This is a genomic window from Reyranella massiliensis 521 (genome assembly GCF_000312425.1).
Lineage (GTDB): Bacteria > Pseudomonadota > Alphaproteobacteria > Reyranellales > Reyranellaceae > Reyranella > Reyranella massiliensis.
Window position 1 is genome coordinate 2,210,649 of record NZ_HE997181.1, and the last position, 16,118, is coordinate 2,226,766.

Annotated in this window: 13 protein-coding genes; 1 reads left to right on the plus strand and 12 read right to left on the minus strand. The window is 63.9% G+C overall.

Annotation, left to right across the window (positions count from 1 at the left end; genetic code table 11):
- Positions 1 to 8: 8 nt before the first annotated feature.
- The 6 genes from BN60_RS10905 to proS all read right to left on the minus strand — a co-directional run bounded on the left by BN60_RS10905 (position 9) and on the right by proS (position 9,087).
- Positions 9 to 854, minus strand: coding sequence for a DUF72 domain-containing protein (locus tag BN60_RS10905; protein ID WP_202949799.1), 846 nt, complete (start codon positions 852 to 854; stop codon positions 9 to 11).
- 164 nt (positions 855 to 1,018) lie between these two features.
- Positions 1,019 to 4,465: a DNA polymerase III subunit alpha gene (gene dnaE / locus BN60_RS10910; RefSeq protein ID WP_020696081.1), complete on the minus strand. Its 3,447-nt coding sequence runs from the start codon at positions 4,463 to 4,465 to the stop codon at positions 1,019 to 1,021.
- A 31-nt stretch (positions 4,466 to 4,496) separates the two neighbouring features.
- Positions 4,497 to 5,180 (minus strand): ABC transporter ATP-binding protein, encoded by a 684-nt coding sequence (locus BN60_RS10915; RefSeq protein ID WP_020696082.1) that lies wholly within the window; start codon positions 5,178 to 5,180, stop codon positions 4,497 to 4,499.
- Complete coding sequence (locus tag BN60_RS10920; RefSeq protein ID WP_020696083.1) at positions 5,173 to 6,432, minus strand: ABC transporter permease; 1,260 nt, start codon at positions 6,430 to 6,432, stop codon at positions 5,173 to 5,175. Before BN60_RS10920 ends, BN60_RS10915 begins: the two co-directional genes overlap by 8 nt.
- Positions 6,425 to 7,741 carry a lipoprotein-releasing ABC transporter permease subunit gene (locus BN60_RS10925; protein WP_020696084.1) on the minus strand — a complete coding sequence of 439 codons (1,317 nt, stop codon included), beginning with the start codon at positions 7,739 to 7,741 and terminating at the stop codon, positions 6,425 to 6,427. The genes BN60_RS10920 and BN60_RS10925 overlap by 8 nt, the downstream gene beginning before the upstream one ends.
- 20 nt (positions 7,742 to 7,761) lie before the next feature.
- Positions 7,762 to 9,087 (minus strand): proline--tRNA ligase, encoded by a 1,326-nt coding sequence (gene proS, locus BN60_RS10930; RefSeq protein WP_020696085.1) that lies wholly within the window; start codon positions 9,085 to 9,087, stop codon positions 7,762 to 7,764.
- A gap of 167 nt (positions 9,088 to 9,254) precedes the next feature.
- Here proS and BN60_RS10935 point away from each other — a divergent pair, with 167 nt between their 5' ends.
- Positions 9,255 to 10,547, plus strand: a complete 1,293-nt coding sequence (locus BN60_RS10935; RefSeq protein WP_020696086.1) for an NCS2 family permease — start codon at positions 9,255 to 9,257, stop codon at positions 10,545 to 10,547.
- Between the two features lie 270 nt (positions 10,548 to 10,817).
- Here BN60_RS10935 and BN60_RS10940 read toward each other — a convergent pair whose 3' ends face one another.
- The 6 genes from BN60_RS10940 to nuoN are packed head-to-tail and all read right to left on the minus strand — an operon-like array spanning position 10,818 to position 16,110.
- Positions 10,818 to 11,063 carry a DUF1467 family protein gene (locus tag BN60_RS10940; protein WP_020696087.1) on the minus strand — a complete coding sequence of 82 codons (246 nt, stop codon included), beginning with the start codon at positions 11,061 to 11,063 and terminating at the stop codon, positions 10,818 to 10,820.
- A gap of 11 nt (positions 11,064 to 11,074) precedes the next feature.
- On the minus strand, positions 11,075 to 11,479 hold the full coding sequence (mce, locus tag BN60_RS10945) for a methylmalonyl-CoA epimerase (protein ID WP_020696088.1): 405 nt from the start codon (positions 11,477 to 11,479) through the stop codon (positions 11,075 to 11,077).
- Positions 11,480 to 11,501: 22 nt separating this feature from the next.
- The gene (locus BN60_RS10950; RefSeq protein ID WP_020696089.1) at positions 11,502 to 13,154 is read right to left on the minus strand and encodes a ribonuclease J; all 1,653 of its coding nucleotides are present in this window, start codon (positions 13,152 to 13,154) and stop codon (positions 11,502 to 11,504) included.
- On the minus strand, positions 13,151 to 13,921 hold the full coding sequence (locus BN60_RS10955; protein ID WP_020696090.1) for a type III pantothenate kinase: 771 nt from the start codon (positions 13,919 to 13,921) through the stop codon (positions 13,151 to 13,153). The genes BN60_RS10950 and BN60_RS10955 overlap by 4 nt, the downstream gene beginning before the upstream one ends.
- 12 nt (positions 13,922 to 13,933) lie before the next feature.
- Complete coding sequence (locus tag BN60_RS10960; RefSeq protein ID WP_020696091.1) at positions 13,934 to 14,635, minus strand: biotin--[acetyl-CoA-carboxylase] ligase; 702 nt, start codon at positions 14,633 to 14,635, stop codon at positions 13,934 to 13,936.
- A gap of 29 nt (positions 14,636 to 14,664) precedes the next feature.
- Complete coding sequence (gene nuoN, locus BN60_RS10965; RefSeq protein ID WP_020696092.1) at positions 14,665 to 16,110, minus strand: NADH-quinone oxidoreductase subunit NuoN; 1,446 nt, start codon at positions 16,108 to 16,110, stop codon at positions 14,665 to 14,667.
- Positions 16,111 to 16,118: the final 8 nt, after the last annotated feature.

The window sequence follows — 16,118 nt, forward strand, 5'->3', positions numbered from 1 at the left end:
TCAATGGCTTAGGCGATGATCTGAGCGATCTCCTCAGCCAGCTTGAGCAGCGAAAGGGGCGCACTCCCCTCGGCCTTGTTGTTGGCGGTGATCCAGACCTTGCGGCCCGCCTTGAAAGCCGCAGCCGCCATGCGAGCCAGGATCCGGCGGGTTTCGCCATCCTCGTCAACCAGCTTGTCGAACGGTTCGTAACGCTGCTTGGCGGCCTGGTAGAGAAAGCCCCGGTGCAAATTCCAGCGAACCACCAGGTCGCCCGGCGTATCCCCGTCCAGGGCCTTGAGGGCAGCTTCCTGGCGTTCGACCTCGGGCATACGGTCATGCAGGCCGACACAGTAGCGCACGCCTCCCCGGCCGAGCATGCGCATCAGCCGCGGCGTCAGCAGCTCGGGGTTTCGCAGTTCCAGAGCGTAAATTGGACGGTGCTTCCCCAGCTCCCGCGGAAGGGCCGCAAAGAAGGCCTCCAGCCGCTCCACGATCAAGGAGGCGTCCTCGACCAGCCCACGCGGCAGCGGCGAGACCTGGAACACCAAAGGCCCCGCCTTGCCTTTCAGCCCTTCAAGGCAGGGCAGGACGAACTCCCGCGCGGCAATTGCGGCATCCAGGAAGTGCGGGTTGGCGACCTTGCCCCTGCCCTCCTCATCGCGCATCACCGCATCACAGACGATTGCCGGCGCCTTAACCACGAAGCTGAAATGCTCGGGCACCTGGCTGGCATAGCGCGCGTACTCGACGGCCGAGATCGGCGCGTAGAACGTGCGATCGAGGCTGACCGTGCGCAGCAGCGGAATCTCGGCATAAGCGGCCAGTCCCTTGCGGCTGAGCGTCACCTGAGGATGAACGCCGTCGTAGATCAAGCCGCGCCAGCCCGGAAAGAACCACGAGGACGTGCCCAGCCGAATGTCGGTCGGCAATACGGGCGCCTGCAGCAGCGGCGAATCCATCGCCGGCCGGACATCGCCCGCCGTGGCTTTGCGCCGGACGGGCGGTGCCGAAGTTTCGAAGAGGCCGGGCTGGCGGCTCAAATCTCCTCCACCTGTGCAATGCCCGGCAGACTGCCGATGACATCGCGCAGGCCGCCCGCGATCGAATAGGTCCCTGGCAAGGTGACCTCTGCTTCGGACTCGTCGGTCATCGGCACGACAAGCGTCACACGCCCGCGTCCGCGTTTGCCGTCGAGCGCTTTACGCAGCGCTTCCAGCGCCACCGGATCGGAGATCACAATACGCAAGCCCGCCGCGGCATTCGCAACGGCATCGTCCAGCTTCTCGACGGTCTGCGCCGTCAGCTTCACCTGCTCGCCGTCTAGCCGTCCGTCGGCCGAGATCAGCACCGCCTGCCCCGCTTCGAGAAGATTGCGCTTGCTGCCCAGCAGCTCGCTGAAGACGGTCAGCTCGAAGGCGCCGGACTGATCGGAGCATTGAACGAAGGCAAAGCGATTGCCCTTGGCCGAGGTCCGCTCCATGCGGTCGATCACGGTACCCGCCAGCTTGATCCGGCCCGGCGTACCACGCGCCAGCAACGCCGGCAGATCGGCTGCGCGGCAGACACCCAGTCGTTGCAGGCTGCGTTCGTAGGCGGCCAGCGGATGGGACGAGAGGTAGAAGCCGATCGCCGAGAACTCTTGCTGCAGCCGCTCCATCGGCGCCCAGTCCGGTACCTTCGGCAACTGGGGCCGGCGCTGGGCGGTGTCGTCGCCGAACAGGCTGTTCTGGTCGCTGCCCCGCGACTCGTGGGTTGCCTGGGAATGGCGCGTCAGCGCCTCGACGGCAGCAAAGGTCTGCGCCCGATTCTTGTTCAAGGTATCGAATGCGCCGGCACGAACGAGGCTCTCGACCAGGCGCTTGTTGATCACGCGCTGGTCCAGCCGCTCGGCAAAGTCGAACAGATCCTTGAAGGCGCCGTTCTCCACCCGCTCCTCGGTCAGCCGAACCATGGCTTCGCGGCCCACGCCCTTGATGGCGGCGAGCGCATAGCGGATCGCCTTCTTGCCGTCGGCATTGCGCTCCACGGTAAACTCGGCAGAGGAGCGGTTGACGTCGGGTGGTAGCAGCTCAACACCAATCTTCTCGAGGTCGCGCCGATAGCCGTTCAGCTTTTCGACGTTGCCCATATCGAGGGTCATGGTCGCGGCGAAGAATTCGACCGGATGATTGGCCTTGAGATAGGCCGTCTGGTAGCAGACCAGGGCATAGGCTGCAGCGTGGCTCTTGTTGAAGCCGTAGCCCGCGAACTTGTCGACCTGGTCGAAGATCGACGAAGCCTTGTCCTTCTTGACGCCGTTCTTTTCCGCGCCCTCGATGAAGCTCGCGCGCTGCGCATCCATCTCGGCCTGGATCTTCTTGCCCATGGCGCGGCGCAGCAGATCCGCGCCGCCAAGCGTATAGCCGCTCAGCACCTGCGCGATTTGCATGACCTGCTCCTGGTAGATCATGATGCCGTAGGTTTCCTTCAGGATTCCTTCCAGCAAAGGATGCAGGTAGTCGGGTTCCTCCTCGCCGTGCTTGCGCTTGATGTAGCTCGGGATGTTCTCCATCGGACCCGGCCGATAGAGCGCCACCACGGCGATAATGTCCTCGAAGCGGTCCGGCTTCATCTTGCGCAGCACGTCGCGCATGCCGTTGCCTTCAAGCTGGAACACACCGGAGCCATCACCCCGGGCCAGCAGCTCGAAACTCTTGCGATCATCGAGTGGCAACTTGGCGATATTGATCTTGTCCCGGCCGATCAGGTCGCAAGCTTTCTCGATCACCGTCAGTGTCTTGAGGCCGAGGAAGTCGAACTTCACAAGCCCCGCCGTCTCGACCCACTTCATGTTGAACTGGGTGGCCGGCAGCGAGTCCTTGCTGTCGGTATCGCGATAGAGAGGCACCAGCTCATCGAGCGGCCTGTCGCCGATCACGACGCCGGCGGCATGGGTCGAGGCATTGCGATAGAGGCCTTCTAGCTGCAGCGCGAGGTCGATGAGGCGCTTGATCTCCTCTTCTGCCGAATATTGCTCCTTGAGGAGCTGCTCGGTTTCCAGCGCCTTCGCCAACGTTACCGGATTGGCGGGATTATTGGGCACCAGCTTGCAGATGCGGTCGACCTGGCCATAGGGCATGCCCAGCACGCGGCCGACGTCGCGCAGCACGGCACGCGCCTGCAGCTTGCCGAAGGTGATGATGGCGGCGACGCGGTCGTGGCCGTATTCGTCGCGCACGTAGCGAATCACCCGGTCGCGCTTGTCCTGGCAGAAGTCGATATCGAAGTCCGGCATCGACACGCGTTCGGGATTGAGGAAACGCTCGAACAGCAGTCCCCAACGCAACGGATCGAGATCGGTGATCTTGAGCGACCAGGCGACAAGCGAGCCTGCACCGGAGCCACGACCGGGGCCGACCGGCACGCCGTTGTCCTTCGCCCATTGGATGAAGTCGGCCACGATCAGGAAGTAGCCGGCGAACCCCATCTTCTCGATCATGTCGAGTTCGTAGGTCAGCCGCTCCGTATAGCGCTCGAAGGTAATGTTCTCGGCCAGCCGGCCGAGCTGCTTCAGCTCGTCGAGACCGCCCTTTGCCAGGTCGCGCAAGGCCTCGCCTTCCGAGCGGCCCTCCAGCTTGGTGTAGCTGGGCAAGATCGGCTTGCGCGGCGTCGGCATATAGGCGCAACGCTGGGCGACTACGAGTGTGTTGTCGCAGGCCTCTGGCAGATCGGAGAACAGCTCGCGCATGGCGGCAGCCGGTTTGAAGTAGTGCTCCGGTGTCAGCCTGCGGCGGTTTGGGTCCTCGATATGGGCGCCCTGCTCGATGCAGAGCAGCACGTCGTGGGCCTCATACATCGAGGCCTTGGGAAAATGGACATCGTTGGTCGCAACTAGAGGCAGGCTGCGCTCGTACGCGAGATCGACCAACGGATCCTCGATCCGGCGCTCGATTTCCTCGCCGTGCCGCTGCAATTCAAGATAAAGCCGGCCGTCGAAAATCTTCTGCAGCCGCTCCAGCATATGCGTCGCAGCCGGCGTCTGCCCTGCCGCGAGCAGTCGGCCGATGCCGCTGCCGACGCTGCCCGTTACGGCCAGCAGTCCTTCGGTTTCCCCTTCGAGGTCCATCAGATGAAGGCCAGAGACCGAGCCGACCTTGAATTCGAGGTGGGCGCGGCTCACCAGCCGCATCAGGTTGAGATAGCCTGTCTCATTCTGGACCAGGAGCGTCAGCCAGTCGATCGCGAGCAGCTTGCTCGTGGTCGCGATGCCGCCCTCTTCCTCCCGGCGGATGCCAAGGTCGCACCCGATGATCGGCTGGATGCCCGACTTGGAGGCATACTGCGAGAATTCGAGAGCACCGAAGAGATTGTTGCGGTCCGTAACCGCGACGGCCGGCATGCTCTCCGCCTTGGCGAGAGACACAATGGTGTCGACCTTGTTCGCGCCTTCGGTGAGCGAATAGGCGGAACGGACTTTGAGATGGATGAAATCGGCGATGGCCACCCGCCATCATCGCCTTCAATCCTGTGGAAAGTTAGGCGCTCAGCAGACCGTCTTTGAGAACCACCGTGCGATCCATGCGCGCGGCCAGCTCCGGATTGTGCGTGGCAATCAGCGCCGCCATGCCGGTGCCGCGCGCCAGGGCAAGGAGCTGCCGGAACACCGTTTCCGACGTCGTGGAATCGAGATTGCCGGTCGGTTCGTCGGCCAGAAGAACACGGGGCGCGTTGGCGACGGCCCGTGCAATCGCCACGCGCTGTTGTTCGCCCCCCGAGAGGCGTCCCGGCCGGTGATCCAGACGGTCCGCGAGCTGCACCATCGACAGGAGCTCGGTTGCACGCTTGCGGGCCTCGTTTCGGGAAACCCCAGCCAGCATCTGCGGCAGCATCACATTCTCGACTGCCGAGAACTCGGGCAGCAGGTGGTGGTATTGATAGACGAAGCCCAGGAACTGCCGGCGCAATGTCGTGCGTTCCTTGTCGGCAAGCTTGCCGGCCGGCTTGCCATCGACCATGACTTCGCCCTCGTCCGGTCTCTCCAGCAAGCCAGCAATATGCAGCATCGTTGATTTGCCACTGCCGGACTGGCCGACCAGGGCTACGATCTCGCCGGGTTTCAGTTCGAGCGACACCCCGCGCAACACGTCTAGGCGCCGATCGCCCTGAATGAAGGTCCGCCGGATGCCCTGCAGGGCCAGCGGAGCTGCCGGATCATTCATGACGCAATCCTTCGACAGGTTCGATCCTCGTGCTCCGCCAGGCCGGATAGGCGGCCGCTATCAATGACAGCACGATCGCGACGGCAACGATCGACGTCACTTCGACGGCCTGCACCCGCACAGGCATGGAGGTGATGAAATCGACTTCGGCGCCGCCACTGCCCGCCGCGCCCGTGATCGTCGACAACAGGCGACCGATTGCGGGCATGTTTGCGCAAACCAGGAGCCCCAGCCCGGTTCCGATTACCGTACCGACCAATCCAACCGCCGCGGCGGCCATGAAGAAGGCTCGAACGATCGTTCGCGGCGTCGCCCCCATCGTGCGCAGGATGGCGATGCTGCCGCGCTTGACCCGGACCAACATGGTGAAGCTCGCGACGACGTTCATCGCAGCCACTACCACGATCAAAGTCAGGATAATGAACATCATCACACGCTCGACCTGTAAGGCACCGACGAAACGGGCATTGAGGCCCAGCCAATGGGAGATGCGGAGATCGTCTCGGCCGAGAGACTGGCGCAGCTCCTGCGCCAGCCGCGGTGCCGCGGCGGGGTCCTTCAGAAAGACATCGATCGAACTCACGGCATCGGGACCGTATTCGAGATCTTCCTGAAGCATGGCCAGCGGCATGAAGATCAGTGCGCTGTCGAATTCGTAGCGACGGGTCAGGAAAGTCGCCAGGACCTCGTAGTCCGTGTACCGCGGTGCAATCGTGCCATTCTCGTTGAGGCGATGGGTCACGACCGTCAGCATGTCGCCAACTCTCAGCATCAACGACTGACGCAGCCGCTCACCGACCACGACACCGGGTTTATCGCCAAAATCGGCCAGGTTGCCCTGAACGATATTCCCCGAAACGATCTCGCGATTGAGCAGGTCTTCCCGTGGCACGCCGCGTAGCAACGCACCGCGCGTCTGGCCGTGAACGCTTACCAGCGCCTGCCTCTCGAGCGTCGGGCGCACTGCCGTGGCGCCGGGCAAGGCCTGAAGCTTGGCCAAAAGCTCCGGCGTCGCTTTCAGCATGCCCTCGCGCGCGGTGACGACGATATGGCCGTTCATGCCGACGATCCGGGCCAGGAGCTGCTCGCGAAAGCCTCCCATGACAGAAAGGACTACGATCAACGTAGCCACCCCCAGTGCCACGCCGATCAGCGAGAAGATCGCGATGAAGGAGACGAATCCTTCGCGCTGGCGCGTCGCGAGGTAGCGCCAGGCCAGCCAGCGTTCGACTTCAGGCGCCCGGTCACTCACGGCGCAGGCCTTCCACGGGATCGAGACGCGCCGCGCGGGCCGCCGGATAGAGCGAAGCGAGCAAGGCGAAGACCAGCGCCATCATGGCGATGACCGCGACCTCTCCCCACTCGATCCGCGACGGTATTTCGGCCAGCAGATAGAGCGTCTCGTCGAACAAAACGATGTCGAAGGTCCGCTGCAGCCATTGGCGCAGCGCTTCGATATTGCGGGCGAAGGCAAGCCCCAGCACGACGCCCAGGATCGTGCCGATCCCGCCGATCGCCAAACCATCCAGCAGGAAGATCCGCAGAATGGCAGCCCTGCTCGCGCCCATCGTGCGCAGGATGGCGATGTCCGCCGTCTTGGTACGCACGAGCATGACCAGGCTGGAGACGATGTTGAAGGCCGCCACCAGCACGATCAGGGTCAGCACCAGGAACATCACATTGGTCTGTGCCTGGATGGCGGCGAAGAAGCCGACATTGGCCTGCAGCCAGTCGAATACCCAGCCCTGCGACCCGACGACCGTCGAAACCAGACGGCGCGTCTGCGGAACCGACGCGCCATCGGCGACGAAGATCTCGATACCCGTCACATCCGGCCCGAGATTGAGCAGGCGCTGGACCTCGGCGAGCGGCGCGTAGACGAAGTTGGCATCGTAATCGTACATGCCCGTGCAGAAGATCGCCGCCACCTCGGCGGAAACCGAGCGCGGCATCACGCCGAGCGGCGTGGCAATCGACACGGGCGACACGAGTTGCAGCCGGTCCCCCACCTTGACGCCCATCAGATCGGCCAGCCGCCGGCCGATGGCGACCGTAAAGTCGTCGTCGCCAAAGTTCTTGAGGCTGCCCCAGTCGATGGGCTTGTCGTCTTCGCCACGACAAAGACCTCGCTGGCGGCTCTGGACATCAGGCGGCCCTTCGATGGCGCTGGCAACGGGCAATCGGTTGCGCAGGTCCTGCGCGGCCATGCCCCGGACGACGACGCCGCGGACGCGGTCGCCGGCAACGGCCATGAGCTGGCCCTCGACCGAAGGCGCTGCCGTCACCACCCCCGGCACCTCGGCCAGACGTTTCAGCAGATCGGGCGTGGCCTCGATGGCGCCGCGGTTGCCCTGCACGCCCAGCTGCCCGCTGATGCTCGACATCTGACTCAGCATCTCGACACGAAAGCCGTTCATCACGGCCATCACGACGATCAAGGTGCCGACGCCCAGAGTGATGCCGATCAGCGAGAAGCCGGCGATTACCGAGATGAAGCCCTCCTCGCGGCGGGCCCGCAGATAGCGGAAGGCGATCAGGCGCTCGACGGCGGCAAAGGCCATGGCGGCGCCCCGCTCCCTTCTCAGCCGAACTTGTCGATGAGCTGCGCGAGGGCCTGTTCGAGGGGCAGCTCCTCGCGGGCGCCGGTCTTGCGGTTCTTGAGCTCGACCTTGCCGGCCGCCAGTCCCTTGGGACCGATGATCACCTGCCAGGGGATGCCAATCAGGTCCATGTCTGCAAACTTGGCGCCCGGCCGTAGGTCACGATCGTCGTGCAGCGCCTCGACGCCCTTGGCCGCCAGTTCGTCGTAGAGTTTCTGGCAGGCGCCGCCGACCGCCGCGTCGTCGGGCTTCAGGTTGACGATCGCCACCTTGAACGGCGCCACCGACTCCGGCCAGACGATGCCGGCATCGTCATGACTCGCTTCGATGATGCCGCCGACCAGGCGCGACACGCCGATGCCATAGGAGCCCATCTCGACGGTGACCTGCTCGCCGCCAGGGCCAGCGACCACGGCATTCATCGGCTTGGAGTATTTGGTGCCGAAATAGAAGATATGACCGACCTCAATGCCGCGGGCCGCCAGACGGTCGCCTTCGGCCAGCGCCTCGAAGGCCTTGGCATCGTGCATTTCGTCCGTGGCGGCATAGAGCGACGTCCACTCGTTGACGATCGGCTGCAGATCCGACGTGTAGTCGATCTTGCGGCTCAGGATATCCTTGTCGACCAGCCCCTTGTGACAGAACACGGCACTTTCGCCGGTATCGGCCAGGATAATGAACTCGTGGCTGAGATCGCCGCCGATCGGGCCGGTGTCGGCGCGCATTGGGATCGCCTTCAGCCCCATGCGGGCGAAGGTGCGCAGATAGGCCACGAACATCTTGTTGTAGGAATGAACGGCGCCGGCCTTGTCGATGTCGAACGAGTAATTGTCCTTCATCAGGAATTCGCGGCCGCGCATGACGCCGAACCGCGGCCGCACCTCGTCCCGGAACTTCCATTGGATATGGTAGAGGTTCTTCGGCAGGTCGCGGTAGCTCTTCACCCCATCGCGGAAGAGGACGGTGATCATTTCCTCGTTGGTCGGGCCATAGAGCATCTCGCGATCATGACGATCCATGATGCGCAGCATCTCGGGGCCATAGGCGTCGTAGCGGCCACTCTCGCGCCACAGGTCGGCCGACTGAATGGTCGGCATCAGCACTTCCTGGGCGCCGGCAGCGTTCTGCTCTTCGCGGACAATGCGCTCGATGTTCCGCAATACCCGAAGGCCGAACGGCAGCCAGGCATAGATGCCGGCGCTGGTCTGGCGAACAAGGCCGGCGCGCAGCATGAGGCGGTGCGAGACGATCTGCGCTTCTGAGGGAGTCTCCTTCAGGGTCGGCAGAAAATACTGGCTCATCCGCATGCTGAATTGGTCCTTGCCGTCGAGGCTTCTTGAAGATGGTCGGAATGGCGGCGGACTGTAGGGAACGGCTCAGATAAAGGCAAACCAAGGCGTACCGCTGGGCTCTCCCAGCTGGTTTTGCACAGGGCGATGCCCGCACACTGCAAGCAGCATCAGGGGGAGAGCAGATGCTCGAACAAGTCTTCAAGCTGAGCGCGAACGGCACATCCGTCCGCACCGAACTCGTCGCCGGTCTCACGACCTTCTTGACCATGGCCTACATCATCTTCGTCAACCCGGCCATCCTTGCCGATGCCAAGATGCCGTTCGGCGCTGTCTTTACGGCCACTTGCGTCGCCGCGGCCATCGGCTGCTTCCTCATGGCATTTCTGGCGAACTACCCGATCGCCCTGGCGCCAGGCATGGGGCTCAATGCCTACTTCGCCTACGGCGTGGTCGGCGGCATGGGCTACAGCTGGCAGATCGCGCTGGGCTGCGTCTTCCTCTCGGGCATTCTCTTCCTGATCATCAGCGTGCTGCCGATCCGCGAATGGATCGTCAATGCGATCCCGAAATCCCTGAAGATGGCGATCGCGGCCGGCATCGGCCTGTTCCTTGCCCTGATCGCCCTGAAGAACGCCGGCATCGTCGTCGCCCATCCGGCGACCCTGGTCACGCACGGCAAGCTCGTGAGCTGGCCGGTCCTCATGGCGGTCCTGGGCTTCGCTCTGATCATCGGCCTCGAATACCGCCGCGTCATGGGCGGCGTGATCATCGGCATCCTGGTGGTCACGGTGATCTCGATCCTGGCCGGCCAGCAGAAATTCGTCGGCATCTTCGACGTGCCGCCCTCCATCGCCCCGGTATTTCTCCAGATGGACCTCGCGGGCGCCATGAAGGTCGGGCTGGTGACCGTGGTTTTCGCCTTCCTGTTCGTCGACCTGTTCGACAATACCGGCACTCTGATCGGGCTTGCCCATCGCGGCGGCTTCATGCGGCCTGATGGAACCGTGCCCCGTCTGCGCGGCGTCCTGATCTCCGACAGTGCCGCGGCGGCGATTGGTGCCGCGGTCGGGACGTCGACGACCACGAGCTATATCGAGAGCGCATCCGGCATCAACGCCGGTGGTCGGACAGGCCTGACCGCGGCAGCCGTCGGCGTTCTATTCCTGCTCGCGCTGTTCGTGGCACCACTCGCCGGTTCGATTCCGGCGTACGCAACGGCACCGGCTCTCCTCTACGTCGCCTGCCTGATGGCGCGCGGTCTCACGGAAGTGGAATGGAACGACCTCACGGAAGCTGCGCCTGCCGTCATCACCGCGCTCGCGATGCCGTTCACTTTCTCGATTGCCGACGGCATTGCCTTTGGGTTTATCTCGTACGCCGGAATCAAGATCGCCGCTGGCCGCTTCCGCGATGTTCATCCGGCCGTCGGAGTTCTCGCTGTACTCTTCGTGATCAAATACGTGGTCATCGGATGATCAGCGAAACAGTGCGGACATTTGTTTGTCGACGAACGACCACTGGCCACAACAAATGTTCTGTGGAAGCCCTGGCGCTCGAAAGAAAAGGTCTTGGCAAGGTCCATAACCCAAGGTAAAGAGCCTATGCCTTGGGCGCAGCCCGAGTTTAGGGAGGAGAGCGGTTCAAAGCCGCCTACGACGAGTTTCGGGGGTAGAGGAACGGCGGATCTTTGATCCGCCGTTTCTTTTTGTTTTCAAAGGCTTAAGAAACAAACCTAAGCTATTGAATCAGCTACCTTCCAGGCGCCGGAAACTGAAGACATCGGCTTCATGGAGCACGTAAAAACCGACCCACAGCACGGCTGCCACGATGGTCGTAATTATCGCTTTGCGAACGAGATCGGGCTTCTCCGGCGCCCCGTGCTCCTGTCCTCTCCCGGGATTTTCCACACGCCGGACACCCAGCGGCAGAATGCAAAAGAGCACGGTCCACCAGATCACGAAGTAGACCATGACGCCGGTAGCCCAGCTCATGGCGAACGCTCCTAAACCTGCTCGAGCTCGATCAGGGTGCCGTTGAAGTCCTTGGGATGCAGGAACAGGACCGGCTTGTCGTGCGCACCGATCTTGGGCTCACCGTCGCCCAGGACGCGCGCACCCTGCGCCTTGAGCTTGTCGCGAGCCGAATAGATATCCTCGACCTCGTAGCAGACATGATGAATGCCGCCATCGGCATTGCGTGCCAGGAAATTCGCGATCGGCGACTTCTCGCCCAGCGGATGCAGCAGCTCGATCTTGGTATTGGGCAGTTCGACAAACACCACCGTCACGCCGTGCGCCGGCTGCGCCTTGGGCGCGCTCACCTTCGCTCCCATCACGGAGCGATAGAGTTCGCTGGCTTTGTCCAGATCCGGCACGGCAATGGCGATGTGATTGAGGCGTCCGATCATCGGTCTCTCCACGGGCTGGCCCCTAGATGCGGACGATGTGTACGTCCGTCAACGGCTTCTTGCCGAGGTGCGCGCGCACGACGCGCCGCACGGCCTGTCGGGCTGCTTCCTCGATCCGGGCGTCGTCGCCGCGCTCCGATGCGCTGAGATCGGCCAGCATTTCGCTGAGCCCTGCGACAATCGCCTCGCCAATTTCACCCTGGGCGTCGTCGATCCCCCGCAGCGATACTTTGGGCGGTGCGACAGCCCTGCCGTGCCGATCGATCACCAGAGTAGCCGCGGCAGCTCCATTCCAAAGAAGCTTGCGCCGTTCGCGCAGGGATTCACCGTCGAGAGGCACCAGCCCGTCACCGTCCCGCGCCAGCCTGCCGGATGGTACATGGTCGACGATTTCGGCCGGCCCTGGCGCCAGCCGCACGAGGGTGCCGTTGGGGGCCACGACCGTCTCGGGAACCTGGCAGGCCCGCGCTAGGGCTGCGTGTTCGACCATATGGCGAACCTCGCCATGCACCGGCACGGCGATCTTGGGGCGCACCCATTGATAGACGCGCACCAACTCGTCGCGCGCCGGATGGCCCGACACATGAATGTCCGCCTCGCGGTCGGTGATCACTTCGACACCGCGCGCCATCAGCGCATTCTGCAGTCGGCCGACCGAACGTTCGTTGCCGGGAATGACGCGCGACGAGAAGATCGCCGTGTCGCCCTCCTCCAGAACCAGGTCGCGATGATCGCCATTGGCGAGCTTGGCCATGGAAGCGCGCGGCTCGCCTTGGCTGCCGGTGCAGATGAACAGCACCTTGTCGCAGGGCAGAAAGCCCGCCTGCTGCTCCGGCACGCATTCGGGAAAGTCGAGCAGGTAGCCGCACTCCTGCGCAGCCTCGACCATGCGCTGCAAGGCGCGCCCCGACAGGACAGGATGACGGCCCGCCGCGACGGCCGCCAAGGCGACGCTCTCGACGCGCGCCAGGTTGGAAGCAAAGCAGGTAACGGCGACGCGGCCCTTGTGGCCGCGCACCAGCTTCTCGAGGTTGGCCCGCACCTTGGCTTCGGAGCCCGCCTCGCCCTCGACGAAGACGTTGGTGCTGTCGCAGATCATGGCGAGCGCCCCCTCGTCGCCAATGCGCTTCAGCATGGCTTCGTCGGTGGTGTCGCCCAGCAGGGGCTCGGGATCGATCTTCCAGTCGCCGGTATGGAACACCGTGCCGAATTTGGTGCGGATCGCCAGCGCGTTGGGCTCCAGGATGGAGTGCGTCATGGTGATCATTTCGAGCTCGAACGGCGCCAGCTCGAACCTGCCGCCAAGTGGAATCTCCGTGACCGGCACGACGTCGCGCAGGCCGGCCTCGATCAACTTGCGACGCAGGACGGACGCCGCGAAAGGCGTGGCATAGACCGGCGCTTTGAGCCGAGGCCACAGATCGGCGACGGCGCCGAGATGATCTTCGTGTGCATGCGTCAACACAATGCCGACCAGATCGGCCCGGCGTTCGACGATGAATGCCGGATCCGGCATCACGACGTCGACGCCCGGCATGGTGTCGTCGGCAAAGCCGATACCGAGATCGACCATCAGCCATTTGCCGGCATGACCGTAGAGATTGAGGTTCATGCCGATCTCGCCCGCCCCTCCCAGGGCGAGAAACAGCAGTTCGTCGTTCGACGGAACGGTCATCGGCGGTTGCGCCGCCAGATTTCCAGCAGACCGAGCGACATCAGGTCGGGCTCGATCGCGTCGAACAGGCCGATCTCGTCCTTGAAGACAGTAGCGAGGCCGCCCGTCGCTATCACCTTCATCGGTTCGCCGTACTCGTCGCGGATGCGCCTGATCAGACTTTCGATCAGGCCGACATAGCCCCAGAAAATGCCGGACTGCATGGCGGGCACCGTCGCCTTGCCAATGATCCTGGCAGGCTTCTCGACGCGGATGCGCGGCAGCCGCGCCGTCATCAAATAGAAGGATTCGATGGTGAGCTCGACGCCAGGCGCCAGCACGCCGCCGACGAAATTGCCGTCCTTGTCGGCGAGATCGAAAGTCGTGGCGCTGCCGAAGTCGATGGTGATGAGCGGTCCGCCGTATTTCTTGTAGCCCGCGATGATGCCGACGAGACGGTCGGGGCCGGCGTCCTGCGGACGGTCGATCAGGACCTTGATGCCGAGTTCGCAGTCAGGCTCGCCGACGATCAGCAGCTTGGTCCTGAAGTAGATCTCGCACAGGCGGCGAATGTTGGGGTTCACCTGCGGCACCACGCTCGCCAGGATGGCGCCCGTGATCGACTCGGGGTTGAAGCCCTGCAGGTGCATAAGCTGCGTCAGCCAGGCGGCGTATTCGTCGGCCGTCCGCTTGGCCTCGGTCCGCAGGCGGAACTGCGATACGAGCGTGTCGCCATCGAATACCGCGAACTTCGAGTTGGTGTTGCCGACATCGATGGCGAGCAGCATCCCGGAGTCTCCTCAGGCCGCCCGGCCCAGCAATTCACCCGACACGATCTTGCGCGGCCCCTCGGCAGTATCCAGTAGGAGCGCCCCTTCGTGGTCCAGGCCGGCAAAGCGGCCCCGGACCAGCCCCTCACCCAGCCGGACATCGACTTCAGCGCCGAGCGGCCCCGCCTGGGCGAGCCAGGCTTCGCGAACCACGCCGAACCCGTCGCGACGCCACTGGGCGAGCCGCGTTGCAAGGGCGCGGGTCAGGCCTTCGAGGGCTGCTTCCACGGTGCCGCCCAGCGAGGCGCCGGGATAGCGCATCTCGGCAAGCTGTGGCGCAAAGGCGACGTTGATACCAATCCCGGCAACCACGTGTTCGACCCTGCCGTCCTGGGCAATCGCGCTTTCAAGAAGAATCCCGGCGATCTTTCCGCCGTCAACCAGCACGTCGTTGGGCCACTTCAAGCGAATGGCGCGCGACGCCGGCACGAGGTCGCCGACGGCAAGAGCCGCCACGAACCCGAGTTCGGCGGCGCGCGCTGCCGGACATTCCGGGCGCAGGATGGTCGAGCTGTAGAGATTGCCGGGCGGCGATGCCCAGCTCCGGCCGCGACGGCCCCGCCCGCCGTGCTGCTCTCGGGCCCAGACGACGGTCCCTTCGGGTGCTCCGCTGTCCGCCAGTCGCGCCGCCTCGTCGTTGGTGCTGCCGACGCTGTCCAGGGCGACCAGCATCCACCCGTCCGGCAGGACGGGCGTAGGGATCACGGGAACAGGCCCTTGGCGGCCGCCGCGGCGATCAGGCTGAGCGGTTGCGGGAGCAAGGAGAAGACGGCCACCAGGAAAGCTGCGACCAGGGCCACGGCACGGTTGATGCCGAAGACCGGACGGTCGAGTGCCTCGGCCGGTTCGTCGAAGTACATCACCTTGACGATGCGCAGGTAGTAGTAGGACGCCACGACCGACGCCAGGACGCCCAGTACCGCTGGGATATAGAGCTTGGCCTCCACGGCCGCGATGAAGATGTAGAGCTTGCCCCAGAAGCCCGCGAGCGGCGGAATGCCGGCCAGCGAGAACATGAAGATCAGCATCGCGAAGGCCATCATCGGCTGGTTGCGCGCGAGGCCGCCCAGATCCGAGATGTTCTCCAGCATGACGTCGCGGCGCTTCATCATAAGGATGGTGGCGAACACGCCCAGCGTCATCACCAGGTAGATGGCGAGATAGAACACCACCGCCTCGATGCCCTTCTCGCTGCCGCTGGCGAGCCCCAGCAGCACGTAGCCGACGTTGCCGATCGAGGAATAGGCCATCAGGCGCTTGATGTTCTGCTGGCGGAGCGCCGCGAAAGCGCCCAGTGCCATGGAGAGCACGGAAGCCACGACGATGATCTGCTGCCACTGGACGAACAGCGGCTTGAACGGCCCCATGAGAACGGAGACCAACAGCGACATGGCGGCGATCTTGGGCGCCACGGCAAACAGCGCCGTAACCGGCGTCGGCGCACCTTCGTAGACGTCGGGCGTCCACATGTGGAACGGCACGGCCGAAACCTTGAAGGCCAGCCCCGCGACCACGAACACCAGACCGATGGTCGTCCCGATCTCCGCTCCCTTGCCGTCAAGCAGGGCGCGGGAAATCTGCACGAAAGCCGTGCCGCCGCAGAAGCCGTAGATCAATGAGGCGCCAAAAAGCAGCATGCCCGAGGCGACCGATCCCAGGACGAAATACTTCACGCCGGCCTCGGTCGAACGCACGCTGTCGCGCTGGAAAGCGGCGATCACGTAGAGCGCCAGCGACTGCAGTTCGAGCCCGACATAGAGCGCCATCAGGTCATTGGCCGAGATCATCAGCATCATGCCGAGGGTCGCCAGAGCGACCAGCAGCGGATACTCGAAGCGCCAGGCCTTGACCTGCTCGAAATAGGCCCGCGACATCAGGATGGCGATGGCAGAGCCGACCAGCACCAGCGCCTTCATGGTCGTCGTCAGCCGGTCGACGATGAAGAGCGACGCGAAAGCTGTACCCTCGCGATAAGGCATGAACAGCAGGACTGCCGTCACCAGCAGGACGACCGACGTCATCACCGAGACGAAGGGCGTCGCCACCTCTCCGCGGACGACTCCGTAGATCAGCAGCAGAGCCGTCGCAGCAGCGAGGAAGATTTCAGGCCGGGCCAGAACCCAGGATTCGAGACCGAGAATCATCATTGTCACTC

Bases quoted from the DNA above. Each gene is read 5' to 3' on its own strand.
- BN60_RS10915 (WP_020696082.1), bottom strand. From the start codon at position 5,180: ATGAATGATCCGGCAGCTCCGCTGGCCCTGCAGGGCATCCGGCGGACC.
- BN60_RS10925 (WP_020696084.1), bottom strand. From the start codon at position 7,741: ATGGCCTTTGCCGCCGTCGAGCGCCTGATCGCCTTCCGCTATCTGCGG.
- proS (WP_020696085.1), bottom strand. From the start codon at position 9,087: ATGCGGATGAGCCAGTATTTTCTGCCGACCCTGAAGGAGACTCCCTCA.
- BN60_RS10935 (WP_020696086.1), top strand. From the start codon at position 9,255: ATGCTCGAACAAGTCTTCAAGCTGAGCGCGAACGGCACATCCGTCCGC.
- BN60_RS10940 (WP_020696087.1), bottom strand. From the start codon at position 11,063: ATGAGCTGGGCTACCGGCGTCATGGTCTACTTCGTGATCTGGTGGACC.
- mce (WP_020696088.1), bottom strand. From the start codon at position 11,479: ATGATCGGACGCCTCAATCACATCGCCATTGCCGTGCCGGATCTGGAC.
- BN60_RS10950 (WP_020696089.1), bottom strand. From the start codon at position 13,154: ATGACCGTTCCGTCGAACGACGAACTGCTGTTTCTCGCCCTGGGAGGG.
- BN60_RS10955 (WP_020696090.1), bottom strand. From the start codon at position 13,921: ATGCTGCTCGCCATCGATGTCGGCAACACCAACTCGAAGTTCGCGGTA.
- BN60_RS10960 (WP_020696091.1), bottom strand. From the start codon at position 14,635: ATGCTGGTCGCCCTGGACAGCGTCGGCAGCACCAACGACGAGGCGGCG.
- nuoN (WP_020696092.1), bottom strand. From the start codon at position 16,110: ATGATGATTCTCGGTCTCGAATCCTGGGTTCTGGCCCGGCCTGAAATC.